Here is a 19535-nt window from a genome sequence, read left to right on the forward strand (position 1 = left end):
TCGGCGGGCGACCACGGCCGGGGCGCGGAGCACGGAGCGACCGCGGCAGGGTCCGCCCACGGCAACGACCACGGCCCCGCTCGGGTGACCGTGCCCTCCCCTGAGGGTGACCGCGACCGGGGCGGCTCCCACTGGGGCGGCCGCGGCCCGGCTCAGCCGGCGGTGGTGATCGCGTCGTCCACGACGCCCGCGGCGCGCCGGGCGGCCAGGCGCGCCTTCTGCGGCTCGATCGTGTAGCGGGGGTCCTCGGCCGAGCGCAGCCCGGCCTCCAGCACGCCGAAGCGGGTCAGCGCCGAGGACGCCAGCAGGGCCAGCCCGGAGACCGCGGCCACGGCGCGGCGGCGACCGCCCAGCAGCGTCCCCAGCCCGCCGGCCACGGCCAGCCGCTCGCTCCAGGCGAGCATGGTGCCGGCCCGGCCCTCGTGCAGCGGCTCGGCGGCGACCGGGTCCATCCGCCGCTCCATCAGCTTCGTGGCCACCAGCTCCCCGGCCACGCCCAGCACGGCCAGCCGCCGGGCCGGGCCCGCCTCGGGGACCGAGGTCGTGACCATCGCCAGACCGCCGGAGGCCAGGGCCGCCGAGCTGACGAAGACGAACGCCAGGTCCTCGCGGGCCGCGTTCCAGGTCGGCGTGGCCGTGTCCGAGAGCAGGGCCGCGGTGTAGGCGGCGAGCGGACCGGCGAGGACCGCGGCGCCGACGCCGGCCGGGGCCTCCACGGCGCGCAGCACCGGGCGCAGCGGGCCCAGAGGCAGCCGGGCCCCGGTCATCCGGTCGGCCTCGGCCGCGACGGCGGTGCCCATGCCGGCCCCGAAGCCGCTGAGGATCCACGTGCCCATGCTCATGGGCGAGGTCGGCTTGAACGTGCGCAGCATGTGCAGGAAGCGCTCCGGCCGGCCGAGGTCGGCGACCAGGGCGGCCCCGCCCAGGGCGAGCGCGGTCACCGAGCCCAGCCGGGCGTTGCGGCGCAGCTCGTCCCGGCCGGTGAGCTGGGCGCCGAGCGCCAGCAGCGCCGAGCCGCCGGCCACGCCGCCGAGGAACAGGTACGCCGCGACCTCGTCCCCCCACGGCGCGGGCTTGACGACCGGGCGCCCGTAGTAGGAGCCGAACTGCGCCTCGGGGACCATGGGCATCTCGCGGGAGCCGTCGCCGCCGCCGGCCCGGTGGCGGCCCCGCCGCCGTCCGGGACCGCGCGGGCGCCGCGGCGGCTCGGGGGGACGGAAGCCGTCGAAGACGGAGGTGCTCACGATCCGCCTCCCAGGAAGGCGACGGCCGCGGCTGCGACGAGCCCGGCCGCGGCCAGACCGGCCCGCTGGTACATCCGGGGCAGGTCCGCGGTCGGCACCCGGGGGTCCGGCGGCAGCCCGTAGACCTCCGGCTCGTCGAGGAGCAGGAACACCGACCCCGTGCCGCCGACGCCGTCGAGCTCGTTGGCGCCGTAGAGGCGGGCCTCGGTGCGCCCCTGGGCGTGCAGCTCGGCGACCCGGTGCCGGGCCGTCTCGACCATGTCCTCGTGCTCGCCGTACTTGATGGACGTCGTCGGGCACGTCTGCGCGCACGCCGGCGTCTGGTCGTCCACCATGCGGTCGTAGCACAGGGTGCACTTCTGGGCGACGCCCACGTTCTTGACCTCGCTCTTGCGCTGCGTGCCCGGCTGCCCGTCGCGCTCCGTGCGCGGGGCGGCCGTGCCGTCGGTGCGCCGCTCGATCACGCCGAACGGGCAGCCGGCCACGCAGGTGCCGCACCCGTTGCACACGTCGTCCTGGACCACCACGGTGCCGTGCTCGGTGCGGAACAGCGCCCCGGTCGGGCACACGTCGAGGCACCCGGCGTGGGTGCAGTGCTTACAGACGTCGGAGGACATCAGCCAGCGGAACTCCGGGGTGTCCGGAGGGGTGGTGTCCCCCGCGGACGGCTGCGCGCGCTCCTCCGGGGGACCGACGCGCGGCATGCCGAGGCTCACGAGCCGCCGCCCGGACTCGCGCGCCTCCTCGAGCCGCTCCTTGTCCTGCTCGACGAACGCCACGTGGCGCCAGGTGCTGGCACCCAGGGACCCGGTGTTGTCGTAGGAGGACTCGAGCAGCTCGAGCGGCCCGTCCTGCGGGTTGTGGTTCCACTCCTTGCACGCGACCTCGCAGGCCTTGCACCCGATGCAGATCGAGGTGTCCGTGAAGAAGCCCTTGCGCGGGCTCGGGTCCTCCCAGCGGGCGTCGGCGGTGGGGTCGGTGGGACCGGACAGCTGGCCCATCTAGGTCTCCCTCCTCGGGTTCTCGGGCGGCTCCGGCGCGATGTCCACGTTCCCGGCGGGGTTCTCGTGGGCCGCGCCCTCCTCCTCGGCGGTGGCGCCGGGATCGGGCACGGGGACGTCGAGCCGGGTGTTGCCCGTGGCCGTGGTCAGTCCCGCCCGCCGCTGGTACTGCTCCACGAGCTCCCGCTGCGCGGGGCCGCGGGGGCGGCGCCCCGGACGGATGTCGCACGTGCCGGCCTTGGAGTCCTGGATCTGCACGTTGGGCTCGAGCGTGAGCCCGAGCAGGTCGTTGGCGGCGTCCCCGCTGACCACGGCGTCCCGGCCCACGCCCCAGTGGTAGGGCAGCCCGATCTGGTGCACGGTGCGCCCGCGCACCGTCAGCGGGCGCATCCGCTCGGTGACCAGCACGCGCGCCTCGATCGCGGCCCGGGGCGAGACGATCGTGGCCCAGCCGTAGGGCTCGAGCCCGCGCTCGGCGGCCAGCTCCGGGGAGACCTCGCAGAACATCTCCGGCTGGAGCTCGGAGAGGTAGGGCAGCCAGCGGCTCATGCCCCCGGCCGTGTGGTGCTCCGTGAGCCGGTAGGTCGTGAACACGTACGGGTAGACCTCCGCGCCCGGGTCGTCGTCGCTCGGGGCGCTCAGGTTGTCCCCCCGCGCGAACAGCACCCGGGAGGGGCTGCGCTGCTGGGCGTAGAGCGCGTTGTCCACGGGGGACTCCTGCGGCTCGTAGTGGGTCGGCAGCGGGCCGTCGACCACGCCCTTGGGCGCGTAGAGCCACCCCTTCCCGTCGGCCTGCATGATGAACGGGTCGTCGCCCGCCAGCGCCGCGGCACCGCCGGAGTCCGGGTCGGGCCGGGAGCCGGGAGCACGGTCGACCGGGAAGTCCGGGACGTCCAGGCCCACCCAGCGGCGCTGGTCCTCGTCCCACCACACGTGCTTCTTCCGCTCGCTCCACGGCCGGCCCTGCGGGTCGGCGGAGGCGCGGTTGTAGAGGATGCGGCGGTTCGCCGGCCACGCCCAGCCCCACTCGGGGGCCGTGGGCACCTGCTGCGCGGCCGGTGTGCGCGCGGCGGCCCGGTTGACGCCGTCGGCGTAGACCCCGGTGTAGATCCAGCACCCGCCGGCGGTCGAGCCGTCGGCACGCATCTCGGTGTAGGAGGACAGCGGCCGGCCCGCCTGCGGCCCGGTGAGGTGGTGGCCGTTGATCTCGGCCAGCACCGCCTCGGGGTCCGGCTCGCCGTGCTCGTCGAGCGGGTAGTCCCAGGTGAGGTCCAGCAGCGGCCGGTCGCGCTCGTCGGTCGAGCCGGCCAGGCGCTGCCGGATCCGCCGGCCGAGCTCGTGGAAGAACTGCAGCTCGCTGCGCGCCTCCCCCGGCGGGGCCACGGCCTGGTGGCGCCACTGCAGCAGCCGCTGGGTCTGGGTGAACGTGCCGGACTTCTCCACGTGCGTGGCCGCGGGCAGGAAGAACACCTCGGTCTCGATGTCCTCGGTGCGCAGCTCGCCCGAGGCGATCTCCGGGCCGTCCTTCCACCAGGTCGCCGACTCGATGAGGTTCAGGTCGCGCACCACCAGCCACTTCAGGTGGGACATGGCCATGCGCTGCATCCGGCCGTTGGACGAGCCCACCGCGGGGTTCTGGCCGAGCAGGAAGTAGCCGTCGACCTCGTCGTCGAGCATGCGGGTCAGCGTCTGGAACGTGCCGTGCGCGCCGGTCAGGCGCGGCAGGTAGTCGTAGGCCCAGTCGTTCTCGGCGGTCGCCGCCTCGCCCCACCAGGCCTTGAGCAGGCTGACCGTGTAGGCGTCGGCCTCGGCCCAGTAGCCCTTCTGCTTCTTGGAGGCGATCGCGTCCAGGTACTCCTGCAGCGTGTCGTGCGTGCCGGCGCTGGGCATGGGCAGGTAGCCGGGGAGCAGGTTGAACAGCGTGGGGATGTCGGTGGAGCCCTGGATGCTGGCGTGCCCGCGCAGCGCCATGATCCCCCCGCCGGGCCGGCCCATGTTGCCGAGCAGCAGCTGCAGGATCGAGGCGGTGCGGATGAACTGGGAGCCCAGGCTGTGCTGGGTCCAGCCCACCGCGTAGGCGAAGCACGTGGTGCGCTCGCGCCCGGAGTTCTCCGTGATCGTCCGGGCGAGCATCGCGAAGTCCTCCGGCCCGATGCCGCAGACCTCCTGCACCATCTCCGGGGTGTAGCGGGCGTAGTGGCGCTTGAGGATCTGGAACACCGTGCGCGGGTGCTCCAGGGTCTCGTCCCGGGCGATGCGCGCGTGCTCCATCGGCGCCCCGCCGCTGCCGAGCTCGTGGCCCGCCGCCTCGTCGACGGCCTCGGCCCCGTGCTCGGGGTCCTGCGACGGCCCCTCGACGTGCCCGCCGTCGCGCTCCGCGTAGGCCCACGAGCGCATGTCGTACTGGCCGCTCTCCGGGTCGAAGCCGGAGAACAGCCCGTCGAGGTCCTCGGCGTCGCGGAAGTCCTCGTGCACGATCGTGGCGGCGTTGGTGTAGGCGCGCACGTACTCCTCGAACCACAGGTCGTGGGTGAGGACGTGGTTGATCAGCGCGCCCAGCAGCACGATGTCCGAGCCCGCGCGGATGGGCACGTGGGCGTCGGCCACGGCCGAGGTGCGCGTGAACCGCGGGTCGACGTGGATGACCTTCGCGCCGCGGGCCTTGGCCTCCGTGACCCACTGGAAGCCCACCGGGTGGCACTCGGCCATGTTCGAGCCCTGGATGACGATGCAGTCGGCGTTGGCCATGTCCTGCAGCGTCTGCGTCGCGCCGCCGCGACCGAACGAGGCTCCCAGACCGGGAACCGTCGCGGAGTGTCAAATACGGGCCTGGTTCTCGATCTGCACGGCGCCCGCGGCGGTGAACAGCTTCTTGATGAGGTAGTTCTCCTCGTTGTCCAGCGTCGCACCGCCCAGGGAGGCCACGCCCATCGTGCGGCGCAGCAGCCGTCCCTGCTCGTCGCGGTCCTGCCAGCCCTTGCGGCGGGCCTCCAGGAACCGGTCGGCGATCATGTCGACCGCGGTCTCGAGGTCGAGCCGCTGCCACTCGGTGGCCCGCGGCGCCCGGTAGAGGACCTCCGTCTGCCGGCCCGGCGCGTTGACCAGCTGCTCGCTGGCCGCGCCCTTGGGGCACAGGCGCCCGCGCGAGATCGGCGAGTCCGGGTCCCCCTCGATCTGGACGACCTTCTCGTCCCGCACGAACACGCGCTGGCCGCAGCCGACCGCGCAGTAGGGGCACACGCTCTGGACCACGCGGTCCGCGGTCGCGGTGCGCGGGGCCGTGCTGCGCGTGCGCTCCGAGGTGACCGCCGGGCCTCGGCCCAGCAGGTCGCCCGAGCGCAGCTGCCGGAGAACCGGCCACTCCAGGGGGCTGAACCGTGCCATGGGCTCACCATAGCGTGTCGGAGGCCACAGCGGGGCGACCGTGGCCGGGGGCGCGCCGGGCGCACCCGGCACCGGCGGGCGGGAGTGCGTGCGGCACACTGGTGGGGTGGACGATCTGCACGTGCCCCCGGGCCCCGGCGCGCCCCGCGGCCTCAGGGTGCCGGCGGCGGAGCTGGTCGAGCGCTTCTCCCACGCCTCGGGGCCGGGCGGCCAGGGCGTGAACACCGCCGACAGCCGGGTGCAGCTCTCCCTCGACCTGGCGACGACGACCGCGCTCGACGAGCTCCAGCGCGAGCGCGTCCTCGACCGGCTCGCCGGGCGGCTGGCGGGCACGGTGCTCACCGTCAGCGCCGCGGAGCACCGTGCGCAGCGGCGCAACCGCGCCGCGGCCCGGCAGCGCCTGGCCGCACTGCTGCGCGAGGCCCTGGTTCCGCCCCTCGCCCGGCGCCCGACCCGGCCCACGAACGGCTCGCGGCGACGGCGGCTCGAGGGCAAGCGCCGCCGCGCCGAGGTCAAGCAGCACCGCCGGCGCCCCGGGCTCGACTGACCCGGGCGCCGAGTCCGGCCGGCTCAGACGTTGAAGCGGAACTCCGCCGAGTTCCGGCACATACCAACCTGTGGCAGTCAGAGGGTCACGCGTGGGTGGCATTGATCTTTCTCGCCAGCGCCTCAAAATTGGCCAACGTAGCGTCGGAGAGCTTCTCGACACGAGCGGGGTCACGCAGGAGGACTTCGGCCGGACGCCAGTGGTCGAACCTCGGCTCGCCGGAGTTCTCCAAGCGCTTCAAGATGCGCTCATGGTGGTTGGACAAGTCCTTGGCCTTGAGCTTCTTGCCGAACGCCGCGTTGTAGAGCGCGATGTAGTCGTCGACGGAGAAGAGGTCCTCGATGTCGGCGTGCTTCTGCTCGAGGACAGAGCTGACGAGAACGATGCGTTCGCTGTCAATCTTGTTCGCGTTCATGGCGGCTTCGACCTTTCCGCCGCCCTCTGTCCCGGAGTCGAGCAGCACAGTGACCGACACTTTGCGTCCGAGAAGAGAGACGAACGCTGGCACGTTGGATGATCCGCCTGCCGGCAGGATGCGCCATCGCTCGTCCACGCCCTCGCGTCCGAGATCGCGCAGCCGACGACTGACCAGGTCCAGGAACGCCAGATCAGACGGTCCCTCGACAAGTAGGTTCCGTTCACCAATGAAGAGGTTCTGCGTCAGGTCGTAGCCGAGGGCCGCCTGAAGAGGGAACGCACTGTCGTCCCCGACTTCCAGAGCCTCCGACGTAGTCACGGAGCCGACGTCCTCGCCGCGGTCCTCGACAACGCGAACTCGCTCAATCTGGTCGACCATGAACGGCGAGTGAGTGGTGTAGAGCACTTGGCCTGCCGGCGCGAGTCGCTCGTTGATGAAGCGCAGGAAGTCGCGCTGGGCCTTTGCGTGCAACGTGAGACCCGGCTCGTCGAGCAGGATGACCACGTTGCTCTCACGGGTCTCGAACTCGCTGAACGCGGCAAGGAACGAGAAGAACCACCGGTAGCCCGAGGAGCGGCGCGAAAAGTTGTTGGTGAAGTCGTGCTTCCGATCCTCGACACGGAAGTTCAGGTACCGCACGACGCTGTGCTGACCATGCTGATTAGAGACCGTCTCCGGCTCGGTCATAATCTTGATGCGCAGCTCCGGGTTCGTGCTCCAGTACTCCTTCATCTCCCGGGAGAGGTCATTGGAGACCGACTCGAGCTCTGCCGTGCTCGACTCGAAGTTCGAGTCGGTCATGGCGTTCACGTCGGTGTTCGCGAGCTTCAGCAGCGCGCGAGCGGTCTGCTTCGGCGAGGCCCCCGGATGCTCATCCGACTGCGTCTTCAGCTCAGCAACGTCTACCCGACCCTCGAGGCTCTGGTAGTCGGTGAACAGGAAGAACTTCGGCAGCCGCGACCAGATCGCAGATTCGGCCACCGAACCAGGACTTCCACCAGCGCCGAGGGAATCAGCGATGCGATCAAGCACCTCGCCGGTGGGCGTGCCGGGAACTTCCTTAGCAGGGCTTGGTTCGTCCTCTGAAGCTTCGGCGGCGGCTGTGGCGGCGGCGGCCGCAGCCGCCTCCTCCTTGACGAGAGCCGTGAGAGCCGTCTTCAGTGACGCGACCGTCTCATGTGCCTCGGCAAGAGCCGCGGCATCGCGATGCCCATCGAGCACATTGCGCACGAAACGGCGTTCATCAACCTCGACCCTCACCCAATGACTGTCGTTGTAGCGTCGGCCGACCTGAACTGTCCCGGGTGTAACGACGCCCTCCCCGAGCGCCTCCTCCAACGCTTCGAGGTCCTCCTGGTCTAACTCAAAGGTCGCGTCGATCGGCGACATCGCCTGCAGGTCTTCGTTGCGGCTGTCGCGGCTGCGTCGCCAGCGCGGGTAGTCGTCGAGCTCGACGAACTTGTCGCCGTAGACCGGATTGAGCCGATAGAGGGCGTCGAGCATCGTCGACTTGCCCGACTCATTCATGCCGACCAGGGTGGTGACGTCGCCTTCCACCAGCACTTCGCCCGAGTCCAGCACGTTCCTGTACCGGGACACCCGGAACGATTTCAGCTTCACTATGCGACCTCTTTCTCACGCCTGTGTGAACGCTCCTGAGCCTACTTGGCTGCACCGTCACTCGTGCCCGCAACGGACTTTTGCGCCGCCTCCGATAGGACGCTCCCCTGGCTCCGCGACATGCGAGCGCCACGGCAAATGCCATCGCCTCTATTTTTCCGCGCGAAACACCCCGGCCCGGACAGCCTCAACAAACACTCGGGCGGCTGCCTCTCGGGCTCGATTATGCAAGTCGTCCGATTTATCCGCATCCGCGAGATCGCAGACACTCTTGATCACGGTCGCAGGGGTCTTCCTAGTCTCCGCTGCCCGAATCACTCCGTAAGATTCCATATCGATGGCAGCAAGCTTGCGGTGGATATCGACAAGAGCATCACGACCGGAGCCGTCGGCGATCACCTTTTCTCCGCAAGCCATCAGCTCTCCGTCCGCGAGGATACTTAGGCCATCGAGATTCTTGGCCAGGACGGAGATCCGGTTGCGAGCATCAGTGTCGCATTGATGACTAGCATGTCCGCTCTTCACCCCATCGGGAGTGGTCTTGCCAGGTTCGTAGTAGATGACAGACTGCGGAATGACGACATCAAGGAGGTTGCTCCGTCCAGGAATCCCTCCGCAGATACCGACGAGGACGACATGTGACGGCTTGCTGCGTCGCATCGCATCCGCGGTTTTCAGTGCAGCCCCGACCGAACCCATCTCGTGTAGATTCAGCACACGCATCTTCCACGGTGAGCCCTTGTCGTCAAGAAGCACCGTGAGTAACGAGGGCTCGGTTGTCTCCATGTCCAGCGCCGTGAGCACGGCGTCGTATTCTTCGGTGAGCGCAGTGACCACCAGGAGGTCAGCACGCTCTGCCGGCACAGCATCCTCGAGTTCGTACAGGGGCACGAGCGTAGCGGCAGGATTCCGTTCAGCCAGAACAGTCTGCTGACGAAACACATTAGCGTCTGTCCGCCAGTCGCCGTCTTGCATTAGGCAGACAGCGCCGAGTTTGGCTACGAGGTCATCGTTCGTGTCGGCGCGGAGCTCAGATTCGTTGACGAGGCTCCTCGCCCGCCCATTGTCTAGTTCAAAGACGTCCAGATACGGTTCAAGATTCCAAATTGCGTCCATTTCGGCTTGGGAAGCGCGTCGCGGAAGCTCCACGAGGAGATCGATGTCGGAGCGGATGCTACCCGTCTGGTCCTTCCTGGACCCGAAAAGGTGGACGGTCAGATCTTGGTCACCGAAGATCTCCCCCAGATCAATCGCAAACTCCTGCAGGTCGACCGTCCGGCGAGGAACCTTGCTGTTGCGCTTGTCTCTGAGTCCCATGGGCACAACACTACCGAGACACTTCTAAGACCACGTGACGGCGTCACCCTACGGGCTAGGCTCGTACGGGTCGTCGTGGACTAGTGCCAACCTGGTGTGGCACAGCAGCCAGAGGTTAAAGCGCGAAACGGAACTCCACCAAGTTCCGGCACGGTGTCAACGGTCAGCGGGACTTCCCGGTGGGCGGTCAGGTGATCTCCCCGTCTGCGGACAGCTGATCTCCCTGTCCGTGGTCAGTTGATCTCCCTGCCGGTGTCAGTTCAGTGGGACCACCCCGCGGCCGGCGGTGGCCTCGGTGAGCCGCAGCGAGGTGCCCTCGGTGATGATCACGTGGGCGTGGTGCAGGAGCCGGTCCACGGCTGCGGTGGCCAGGGTCTTGGGCATGATCGTGTCGAACCCTGCCGGATGGATGTTGGAAGTCACCGCGAGGCTGCGGCGTTCGTAGGTCGCGTCGACGAGACGGTAGAAGGCCTCGGCGGCGGCCTGGCCCGAGGGCAGCATCCCGATGTCGTCCACGACGATGAGCTCGGCCCGGGTGATCCGGGCGATGGTCTTGCCGATCGAACCGTCCACTGCGGCCCGGCCGATCGCGGCGGTCAGCGACTCGAGGGTGAACCAGGAGACCCGCATCCCGGCGTCGATGACCTGGTGGGCCAGGGCCTCGAGGAAGTGGGTCTTGCCGGTGCCCGATGGCCCTGAGATCGCGAGGTTCTCCGCCCGGCCCACCCATTCCAGGGTGGCCAGGGCGGACTGTGTCGGGGCCGGGATCGAAGAATCGCCTGACCGCCAGGACTCGAAGGTCTTCCCGGCCGGCAGGCCCGCGGCCTTGCGTCGGGCCGCGCGGGTGGCCTCGTCGCGGCCACGGGCTTCCTCGGCCAGCAGCACCCGGAGGACCTCGGTGGGGTCCCAGCGCTGGGAGCGGGCGGTGGCCAGCACCTCGGGGGCGGCCGCGCGCAGGTAGGGCATCCGCATGCGCTTGAGCACCGCGGCGAGGTCTTCCGGCAGCGGCGGCGCCGTCGGGGTGGTGGCTGTGTTCATCGGGCGGTCTCCTCGGTCCTGTTAGTCGTGGTGGTTGTGCTGGTTGTGCTGGTTGTCGGGGTGGTGCCGAAGTCGGCCCAGGAGGCGGTGCCGGGTTGGGCGGAGTGGGTCTCGTCGGCGGCCACGAGCCCGGCGGCGGTGGCCCCGGTGGCCTGGTGATCGCAGATCGCGGTCAGATCACCCTCGCCGAAGCGCCCGGCGGCCGCGGCTACCCCGAGGGCGGCGTCCACGGGCCCGGCCCCGGTGAGGGCGGCGAGCTCAACCGCGGCGGCCATCTTCGCCCGGATCCGGGTGGCCCCGGCCGCGGAGGCCTCCACCAGCCACGCGTGCGCGCCGGCGCCCAGGGCCAGGAAGTCCTTCTCCGCCGCGCTGCGGGGCCGCGGCCGGGGCGGGCGGGGCGCCGGTGGGGTCTTGGGGGTGGTCGAGGTAGTGGGCCAGGTCGATCCGTGGATTGCCCGGGGTCGAGAGGCGGTGGCGGGCGACCTCGGTGAGCCCGGCACGGCCTGCCGCCCAGCCCGGCATCGTGGGGAGGACGTCGAGGTCGGCGACGACCACCAGCTCGGCCCCGGCGACCCGCACCCACACCTCGGCCCCGACCAGGCCCGGCGGGGTGGAGTAGCGCACCGAGCCGAACCGGATGGTCTGGTCGGTGCCCACCGTGCGGGTCACCCCCAGGGCGGTGGTGTGCGGGGCGGTCGGGGCCACGTGCAGGCGTTGCTGCTCCTCGACCAGCGCCTCGGCGGGAACCCGGGCGGTCTCCCGGTGGGTGCGCCCGTTGACCTTGGCGCAGAACGCCGCGCAGGCGGCCTCGAGTGCGGCGAAGGAGGCGTAGTGCTCACGCAGGTTGGCGTCAGTGGGCACCAGATCGGCCTTGGCGATGCGCACCGTGGACTCCGACCCGCCCTTGGACTGCGGGTCATACGGCACGCAGGTGTGCACCTGGGTGCCGTAGTGCCGGCCGGCTTGAACGATCTGCGGGTGGCGCACCGGCACCCCGGCCACGTGATCGACGGTGACGGTCCTGGGGTTGTCGGTGAGCACGTAGGTGGGCACCCCGCCGATGAGGGCCAGGGTCGCATCCAGGCACCCGATCAGCGTCGGGAGGGTCTGGTCCCAGACCGGGATCACCACCCGGTACCGTGACCACGCCAGCCAGGCGCAGAACAACCAGGTGCGCCGCGGCGTCCCGTCCACCCCGGGGACCTTCGGGCCTTCGCCCCAGTCGAACTGCAGCCACAGACCCGGCTCGGTGATCCAGGGCCGGTAGGTGCGCCGGTGCCCGGTGCGCCAGGCCGCCTTCACCTGCGCCACCGCCCGGCGGGTGGTCCGCTCGGTCCCCGGGAACCCCACCCCGACCAGGCGGGCGTGGACGACGTCGGCGCGGACCGTGCCCTGGCTGCGCTCGACCCACTCCTCGATCTTCGGCAGATACCCATCGATCATCCGGGGCCGGCGGCCCGGCCCGGTCACCGGCCGGCCCGCCTCCCGGGCGGCGGCGTAGCGCCGGACCGTCTTCGGATCCACCCCGGCCAGGGTCGCGGCCGAGTGCGCGGAACCGGTGGCGTCATAGGCTTCGAGAATTTCCATGATCTCCCTGTCAGACTTCTTCATGCGTCCCTCCGGCGGGTGATGGCTCAAGGTGGTCAGAGACCTCGAGCGAACCCCCGGAGGGACGTCTGCGGAGGGACCGACACGAGCCCGGCCCCGGGGGCCCAGGACAGGGAGATCAGCTGTCCGTCAGCAGGGAGATACGTGTCCGCCTACAGGGAGATTGGCATGTCCGCTAGCACACGGACCAACCTCAGCGGCCGCTGGGTCGCAACGGCCCGGTCTGATCGCGGGACAGCCAGTGATGGAGCACATCGGTCCACTCGTCGAAGGCGTCAAGGTGGGCGTCATGGCTGCCGTCGGCCAGATCTACTCTCTCCGTTTCGGGCCTGCGCCGTACCAGTTCGTCCTTATCGGCATCGCCGAACATCCCATGCTTTGCGAAGACCGCGAGCGTCGGAACCTGCAGAGCCTCCCACTCCTGCCAGCGCGGTTCATGGACGGCCTCGATCGTGCGCTGCATGACCGAGGCATCGAAGCGCGGCACCAGGCCATCATCGGTCTGAAGAAGGTCGGCCACCCAGGCATTGACGATCGCGTCATCACCGAGGAACCCCCGCGCGGCAGCTTCGTCTTCGAACGGCACCGGCCAGGACTCGAAGTAGCTGCCGAGTCCGGCAGCCTCTCCCGGATCGCCGTTGCCCGCCACGTGCCCTTCCAGCATCACGAGCCCCTCGACCAGGTCTGGCCTCGCCGCCGCGACAAGGAACGCGGTGTGGGCTCCCATCGACTGCCCGACAAGCGTCGCCCGCCGCCCAGGGACGAGTTCCTCAATCACTGCGACGACGTCTCCGACGAAGGCATCGCGCGACAGATCATCGGGAAGCCGCGTGCTCGCGCCGTGCCCCCGCTGGTCTACAAGCAGCACACGATAGCCCGATAGCGCATGCGCCGTGGGCAACAGTTCGCGTGAACTCCCCGCGAGGCCGTGCAACAGTACGACGGTGGGGCCATCGCCACCGAGGTCGGTGACCGCGATCCAGACGCCGTCGGAGCGCAGCACTGTGCGGTCCATCACGTCAAGTGCAGTGGCGTGATCGCCGCGACCATGTCGCGCAGGCCTCGACGCTCGAGCCGCAGCTCATGGTTCGACTGTAAGTTCATCCAAAACTCCTCGGACGTGCCGAAGTAGCGCGCGAGCCGGATAGCTGTGTCCTCACTGATCCCGCGCTTGCCGTGCACGATCTCATTGATCCGGCGCGGGGGCACACCGATCGACACCGCAAGCTTGTTTTGCGTGATCCCGAAATCCTCGATGAAGTCCTCCATCAGGATCTCTCCCGGGTGGATCGTCTCGATCCGATCTGCCTCAGTGGTAGTCGACGAGTTCGACATCTTCCGCACCTCCATCTCTCCAGACGAAGCAGGTCCGGCACTGGGTATTCACGCGGATGCTGTGCTCGCTTCGACGATCGCCAACCAACCTTTTACGACCGATCACCAGGCCCGACCCCGCAGGTCGACCGCACCCACCGGCCAATCGGCGATCTCACCCTCAACCGGCAGGATCAGCAACGGCTGGCCGGGCGGGTCTTCGCGAGGTCGGCCAGACGTATCGATCGAACGCTCCTCAGCAGAGATCCGAGTCCAGCCGCACGAGGCGTAGAACGAGACCACCTCTTCTCGACAGCCGGGATACCCAAATGCGACGCCGTTGGCTCCCCTCATCGACTCCGCAACAGCGCTCATGAGCCGACTCCCGACGCGCTCACCCCTCACAGCATCAGAGATCAGCACTCCCCCGACACCGCCGATCTCGATCTCAGCACCGCCGACGGCTATCGTCCGCCTCGCCCAGCCAACTTGACCGACGATCTCCCCGCCTCTCCGCGCGATGACATGAAGGGCGTGAGGCGCATACCCGTACGGCTTATCGGGGTCCCACTCACCGAAGTCATCCAGGTACTCGGCATCGAAGAGTCGACGCAACCCCTCGAGGTCACTGGACGTCAGTTCCTCGTGCGCAACAATCTCGATCGCGACTTCTGGCATGCTTCCAAGTCTACGGACGTCGTCATCGTGCATCTGGTCAACATCTCGAATCGCAGACGTGCCACTTGCCGACCTCGCGCAGGCCACCCTGAAGAGCCTCGATCAAGAGGAGTTGTAGCTTCAGAGGTTAAACCGCAGAACGAAATTCGACCACGTCGCCGCAGTTAGCGAACGTCTGAAGACTGTCACCTGATGTGCCGGCCACGCACTCGGGCGCGAAGCCGACGTCGATAGCCTCGAGGTCGCCGTACGACTGTCCTTGACCTCGGCCAGCGCCTTCCTCCACCTCGACGCGAGTCAGCTCGCGGATGGGTCTTCGTGCCCCGGCACTCCGACACGTAGCGTTACTCGCACGCATTGCCCCGGTCAAGGTCGTGCGGCACGACGAAGCTGCGTATGGCGTCCGCCTCGTCGATCGCCGCGGCGAACTCCTCCTCGGTGGCCGAGCTCAGCAGCTCGAGGGGCGATCGGTCCGAGCCGTCCACGCCATGGGGCAGGTCCGGGTGCGGCGTCTGCCACCAGTCCAGTAGCGCCCTGGCGACGTCGGTCGGATCCGAGCCTCCGCAGGACCGGGCGAGCGCCTGGTTGATCTCGGCAAGCGCGTCGATGATCTTCCCGTCGCGGAACTGGAAGGCCGGATAGAACTTCGTCCCTCCGAGCTCGACCTCGATCACGACGTTGTGCTTGAGGTAGGTCCGCAGCAGGCTGCGCTGGGCGGCCTTCTTCGCGCGCGCCGCCTGCGCCGGGGTACGTGTCCGCTCCGCGTCGATCACTTCCGCCCCCGTCAGCGATGCGCGGGTCTCGGCGGCGGTCATGCACTCGGCTCGGTCGAGCAGGCTCGCGGCCATCATCGGTGAGCGGTCGAGCGCGAAGGCCCGATCCCAGATCGGGCTGCTCCTCCAACTGTCAGGGAATCCGAGCTGCTCCATGCCGAAGCCGACGGTGCGGGACTTCTCTTCGACGAAGTCGGCCAGGTCCACGACGTCGCCCTTCTCCGGCGCGATGCTCAGCAGGAGGTGGCGCAATACGAGCAGCACTCCGTAGAGCCTGTTGTTCGTCCCTTCTTCCGCGAGCGACGCGAGCAGGTCGTCGGCGTCCTTTCGAGCCTGCCCCGGCGCGTCGATGAGCACATCGAACGCGCGGTTCCACACACGGCCGTAGTGGGCGCAGATGTTCCGCACGTTCCTGAGGTTGTTGAGCCAGTTCCCGAGAGCGCCGCGATCTCCGTGGCCGTCGGCGGTGCGGACCTGGAACCGTGCCGCGAGGATCTCCTGGTCGGGCTGCAGCATCAGGTCGTAGAGGCTGCTCAGCACTCCGAAGGACATCACTTCTGTCGCGACCCAGATGGGCAGGTGCGGACCGTACTGCTGGCGGAAATGTACGACGAAGTCGCCCCGGGCGCGCTGCTCGTGCCGGTCGTACTCCTCGAGCCACTCGCGGTAGGCGGCGGTCGGCTCGGGCGGCGCGCCGGGATCTTCTTGCCTCGTCGCGCCGAGCGCCCAGGGGTGCCTGTGCGCGAACGCGTCGATCCTGCCGAGCCGGTGGCCGATGAAGAACCGGAAGGCCGTCTCGACGGTACTGAGGACGTCGCCGAGGCGCATGCGCAGCTCGTGGTCGAACTCGTACAGCGAGACCACGTGCGCGAGGCCGGTCCCGGGCACGAACGTGTCCAGGCGGATCTCGCGGTGCTCTTCGTCGAACCGGGGCGCAGGAGGAGCGGGCCGGTCGCGGTAGAGGTGCCAGTAACCCGAGAGCCGGTAGTAGCCGTATCGCTGCAGGACCTCGGCCGCGTAGGCGTTGTCTCCGCAGTCCATGCCGCGCCCGCGCAGCCGGCGGATCTGCTCGGGGACCGTGAGGAACGGCTTGGCGTAGGTGCTGTTCGGGGTCGTCACGTGCGCATCGTCCTGGTGTCCCCGGCACCCGGGGGTAGAAAGAGAACAGGCCCGCGTCTCATCTAGAGAAGCGAGCCTGTCGTGTTACTTCGAGGATACGGGTTCCACCTGCGCAGGTCAAACACTGCTCGGTCGCTCAGCGTCGGCAGCTCCGGGCACTGCTTGCCCCGGCCACGACCTCGGTGCTGGAACCAACGCGCTGGTGAAGCGCCCTGGGTTCCGTTAGGGAGGCAGTCGGCTCCTGCGGAGGTTCCGCAGGGGCCGGTTAAAAGCGAAGGTCAGCGCCATTAACGCTCAGCAACTGATGGTAGATCGGAACTCACCCATCGGACCCAAACGGGGGCCGAGAAGATAAAATCCCTGGTCAGAGGCGATTCTTAGACATTGAACCGGAACTCCACCACGTCGCCGTCGCGCATGACGTAGTCCTTGCCCTCGATCCGGACCTTGCCCGCGGCCTTGGCCTCGGCCATGGATCCGGCGGCGTCGAGGTCCTCGAAGGAGACGATCTCGGCCTTGATGAACCCGCGCTCGAAGTCGGTGTGGATCACCCCGGCGGCCTGCGGGGCGGTGGCGCCCACGGGGATGGTCCAGGCGCGGGACTCCTTGGGCCCGGCGGTGAGGTAGGTCTGCAGCCCGAGGGTAGAGAAGCCGACCCGGGCGAGCTTGTCGAGGCCGGCCTCGTCCTGCCCGGACATCTCCAGCATCTCGCGGGCCTCCTCTTCGTCCAGCTCCACGAGCTCGGCCTCGAGCTTGGCGTCGAGGAACACGGCGTCGGCCGGCGCCACGAGCTCCCGCAGCTCCTGCTGCTTCGCCTCGTCGCCGAGCACGCCGTCGTCGGCGTTGAAGACGTAGATGAAGGGCTTGGCGGTGAGCAGGCTCAGGTCGCGCAGCTGCTCGACCTCCAGCTTCTCCTTCTCCGCGGACGCGAAGATCGTGTCCCCGCGCTCGAGGATCTCCTGCGCCTGTTGCATCGCGGCGAGCTTGGCGGGGTCGGCCTTCTTGATCTTCACCTGCTTCTCCAGGCGCGGGATCGCGTTCTCCAGGGTCTGGAGGTCCGCGAGGATCAGCTCGGTGTTGATGGTCTCCATGTCGGAGGCGGGGTTCACCTCGCCGTCGACGTGGATCACGTCCGGGTCGTCGAAGGCGCGCACGACCTGGGCGATCGCCTGGGCCTCGCGGATGTTGGCGAGGAACTGGTTGCCCAGCCCCTCCCCCTCGGAGGCGCCCTTGACGATGCCGGCGATGTCCACGAAGGAGACGGTGGCGGGCAGGATCCGCTCGGAGCCGAAGATCTCGGCCAGCCGGTCCAGGCGCGGGTCCGGCAGGTTGACCACGCCGATGTTCGGCTCGATGGTCGCGAACGGGTAGTTCGCCGCCAGGACGGTGTTGCGGGTCAGCGCGTTGAACAGGGTGGACTTGCCGACGTTGGGCAGTCCGACGATTCCGATAGTAAGAGCCACGGGAGTCCATCCTACCGGCCGCCCGCGGCCGGTGCCCGCCGGTGCCGGGGCTCGGGAACGGTGCACTGCGGCCGGCTCCTCCCGGGGACGGGTGGGCACCGTCGAGGACGGGGCCGGGACCGCGCTCGGCCGCCCGCGGGCTGCCTCCGCCGGCGGCCGGGCCCCCGAACCGGGATCCTGGGCGTGTCGCGGCCCGCGCGGCGTGCGGGACGGCCCGCCGTGGCGCAGAGTCGTCCCATGAGCTACTCCCCCGCCACCCGCCCGACCGCGAGTCCCGCCGAGGCCCCGGCCGTCGAGGTCGCCGGCGCCCGGAAGGGCTTCGGGCGCGGCGGGCAGCGGGTGCGGGCCGTGGACGGCGTGGACCTGCGCGTGGGGCGCGGTGAGGTCGTCGCGCTGCTCGGGCCCAACGGCGCCGGGAAGACCACCCTCCTCGACATGGTGCTCGGCTTCACGGACCCCGACGAGGGCACCGTGCGGACCCTCGGCGCCGCGCCGCGGCAGAGCGTGCGGGCCGGGCGGATCGGCGCGGTCCTGCAGACGGGCGGGCTGCTCGACGACCTGTCCGTGCGGGAGACCGTGGCCATGGTCGCGACGCTGCACCGGGACCCCCTGCCCGTGGACGAGGCCCTGGAGCGGGCCGGGGCCGCCGGGTTCGCGCGGCGGAAGGTCTCCCGGTGCTCGGGCGGGCAGCAGCAGCGGCTGCGCTTCGCCCTGGCCCTGCTGCCCGAGCCGGACCTGCTGGTCCTCGACGAGCCCACCGCGGGCATGGACGTGCGCGCCCGGCGCGAGTTCTGGGCCGCGATGCACGCCGAGGCGGAGCGCGGCCGGACGGTCGTGTTCGCGACCCACTACCTCGACGAGGCCGAGGAGTTCGCCGTGCGCACCGTGGTGCTCAAGGACGGGCGCGTCGTGGCCGACGCCGCCACCGCCGAGGTCCGGGCCCTGGCCGGCACCCGCGTGGTCAGCTTCCGCTGGACGGGTCCCCGGCCCGTCGTCGTCCCCGGGGCGAGCCCACTGGACCCGGCCGGCGGGCGGGTGCGGCTCACCGGCCCCGACACGGACGCGATCGCCCGCCACCTGCTCGCGACCCCGCACGCCCGCGAGCTCGAGATCGCCCACGCCGGTCTCGAGGAGGCCTTCCTGGGCCTCACCGCCGACCGACCGCACCCGCCGACGAGCCGTCCCGAGCAAGGAGCACCGTGAGCCTCGCCTACGCCGCCCACGACCTGCGCCGCAACGTGCGCATGGTCTCCAGCACGTTCTTCGTCGTGGTGCTGCCCGCCGTGCTGTACGTGATGTTCACGGCGCTGGGGGACTTCTCCGACCTGCCGGTGGGCCACGGCAACGCCGGCGGGTACAACATGATCTCCATGGCGGTCTACGGGGCCGTGACCGCGACGACCTCGATCGCCGGCGCCGCCGCCGTGGAGCAGGCCCGGGGGTGGGGACGGCAGCTCGGGCTCACCCCCGCGCCGCGGCACGGGTACGTGGTGGCCAAGGTGGCCGTGGCCCTGGCCATGGCGGTCCTGCCCGTGCTCGCGGTCTACGCCGTGGGGGCCCTCACCGGCGCCGAGCTGGGCGGCTGGCGCTGGCCCGCGACCGGGGCGATCGTCGTGGCCGGGTCCTCGGTGTTCGCCCTCTACGGCCTGGCGGCCGGGCTGCTGTTCCGCTCCGAGTCGGCGGTCAGCGCCGCCTCCGGGCTGCTGGTGGTGCTCAGCTTCTTCGGCAACCTCTTCGTCCCGCTCTCCGGTCTCATGCTCGAGATCGCCCGGTTCACCCCGCTCTACGGCCTGGCCGGGCTGGCCCGGTACCCGCTCGTGGAGGGCGACGTCGTGGCCACGAGCGGGCCGCCGGTGGAGTCCGACCCCCTGTGGGCGCTGGTGCTGAACACCGGGGTGTGGACCGCGGTGTTCGCCGCCGTGGTGCTGCTGGCCCTGCGCCGCACCACGGTGCGCCGCTGAGGCCGCGTGCCCCGCGCGGTGCCGCTGCCGTGCGGTGTCCGGCGGGCGTG

14 protein-coding genes and 1 pseudogene are annotated in these 19535 nt (G+C 70.0%); 3 read left to right on the top strand and 12 right to left on the bottom strand.

Translation table 11 applies throughout. The features are described 5' to 3' along the window. Nucleotides 1–152: 152 nt before the first annotated feature. Genes nrfD through fdh form a run of 3 tightly spaced genes read right to left on the bottom strand, consistent with a single transcriptional unit; the run spans nucleotide 153 to nucleotide 5629 of the window. Complete coding sequence (nrfD, locus tag AS188_RS13500) at nucleotides 153–1244, bottom strand: NrfD/PsrC family molybdoenzyme membrane anchor subunit (RefSeq protein ID WP_058859279.1); 1092 nt, start codon at nucleotides 1242–1244, stop codon at nucleotides 153–155. Then, complete coding sequence (locus tag AS188_RS13505) at nucleotides 1241–2245, bottom strand: 4Fe-4S dicluster domain-containing protein (protein ID WP_058859280.1); 1005 nt, start codon at nucleotides 2243–2245, stop codon at nucleotides 1241–1243. The genes nrfD and AS188_RS13505 overlap by 4 nt, the downstream gene beginning before the upstream one ends. After that, nucleotides 2246–5629, bottom strand: a complete 3384-nt coding sequence (gene fdh, locus AS188_RS13510; RefSeq protein WP_147050596.1) for a formate dehydrogenase — start codon at nucleotides 5627–5629, stop codon at nucleotides 2246–2248. 106 nt (nucleotides 5630–5735) lie between these two features. Between fdh and arfB the strand changes: the two genes are divergently transcribed. Continuing rightward, the gene (arfB, locus tag AS188_RS13520) at nucleotides 5736–6176 is read left to right on the top strand and encodes an alternative ribosome rescue aminoacyl-tRNA hydrolase ArfB (RefSeq protein WP_058859282.1); all 441 of its coding nucleotides are present in this window, start codon (nucleotides 5736–5738) and stop codon (nucleotides 6174–6176) included. 85 nt (nucleotides 6177–6261) lie between these two features. Here arfB and AS188_RS13525 read toward each other — a convergent pair whose 3' ends face one another. The 9 genes and pseudogenes from AS188_RS13525 to ychF all read right to left on the bottom strand — a co-directional run bounded on the left by AS188_RS13525 (nucleotide 6262) and on the right by ychF (nucleotide 17524). Then, nucleotides 6262–8214 (bottom strand): AAA family ATPase, encoded by a 1953-nt coding sequence (locus tag AS188_RS13525; protein WP_058859283.1) that lies wholly within the window; start codon nucleotides 8212–8214, stop codon nucleotides 6262–6264. Nucleotides 8215–8364: 150 nt separating this feature from the next. Beyond that, nucleotides 8365–9531 carry a 5'-methylthioadenosine/S-adenosylhomocysteine nucleosidase family protein gene (locus AS188_RS13530; protein ID WP_147050598.1) on the bottom strand — a complete coding sequence of 389 codons (1167 nt, stop codon included), beginning with the start codon at nucleotides 9529–9531 and terminating at the stop codon, nucleotides 8365–8367. Nucleotides 9532–9786: 255 nt separating this feature from the next. Beyond that, nucleotides 9787–10569: an IS21-like element helper ATPase IstB gene (istB, locus tag AS188_RS13535; protein ID WP_058859285.1), complete on the bottom strand. Its 783-nt coding sequence runs from the start codon at nucleotides 10567–10569 to the stop codon at nucleotides 9787–9789. After that, nucleotides 10566–12180: pseudogene (gene istA / locus AS188_RS13540) on the bottom strand (IS21 family transposase). Before istA ends, istB begins: the two are co-directional and overlap by 4 nt. A gap of 190 nt (nucleotides 12181–12370) precedes the next feature. Further along, nucleotides 12371–13192, bottom strand: coding sequence for an alpha/beta fold hydrolase (locus AS188_RS13545; protein ID WP_058859286.1), 822 nt, complete (start codon nucleotides 13190–13192; stop codon nucleotides 12371–12373). Beyond that, on the bottom strand, nucleotides 13192–13512 hold the full coding sequence (locus AS188_RS13550; protein ID WP_058859953.1) for a HigA family addiction module antitoxin: 321 nt from the start codon (nucleotides 13510–13512) through the stop codon (nucleotides 13192–13194). Before AS188_RS13550 ends, AS188_RS13545 begins: the two co-directional genes overlap by 1 nt. A 102-nt stretch (nucleotides 13513–13614) precedes the next feature. Then, the gene (locus AS188_RS13555; protein WP_058859287.1) at nucleotides 13615–14169 is read right to left on the bottom strand and encodes a GNAT family N-acetyltransferase; all 555 of its coding nucleotides are present in this window, start codon (nucleotides 14167–14169) and stop codon (nucleotides 13615–13617) included. A gap of 344 nt (nucleotides 14170–14513) precedes the next feature. Next, complete coding sequence (locus AS188_RS13560) at nucleotides 14514–16061, bottom strand: Abi family protein (RefSeq protein WP_058859288.1); 1548 nt, start codon at nucleotides 16059–16061, stop codon at nucleotides 14514–14516. 377 nt (nucleotides 16062–16438) lie between these two features. Then, nucleotides 16439–17524, bottom strand: coding sequence for a redox-regulated ATPase YchF (gene ychF / locus AS188_RS13565; RefSeq protein ID WP_058859289.1), 1086 nt, complete (start codon nucleotides 17522–17524; stop codon nucleotides 16439–16441). A 237-nt stretch (nucleotides 17525–17761) separates the two neighbouring features. On the opposite strand from ychF, the gene AS188_RS13570 reads away from it, so the two are divergent. Beyond that, nucleotides 17762–18727 (top strand): ABC transporter ATP-binding protein, encoded by a 966-nt coding sequence (locus AS188_RS13570; protein WP_058859290.1) that lies wholly within the window; start codon nucleotides 17762–17764, stop codon nucleotides 18725–18727. Further along, nucleotides 18724–19485, top strand: a complete 762-nt coding sequence (locus AS188_RS13575) for an ABC transporter permease (RefSeq protein WP_058859291.1) — start codon at nucleotides 18724–18726, stop codon at nucleotides 19483–19485. Before AS188_RS13570 ends, AS188_RS13575 begins: the two co-directional genes overlap by 4 nt. Nucleotides 19486–19535: the final 50 nt, after the last annotated feature.

Origin of the sequence: Kocuria flava, from assembly GCF_001482365.1 — a bacterium.
Lineage (GTDB): Bacteria > Actinomycetota > Actinomycetes > Actinomycetales > Micrococcaceae > Kocuria > Kocuria flava.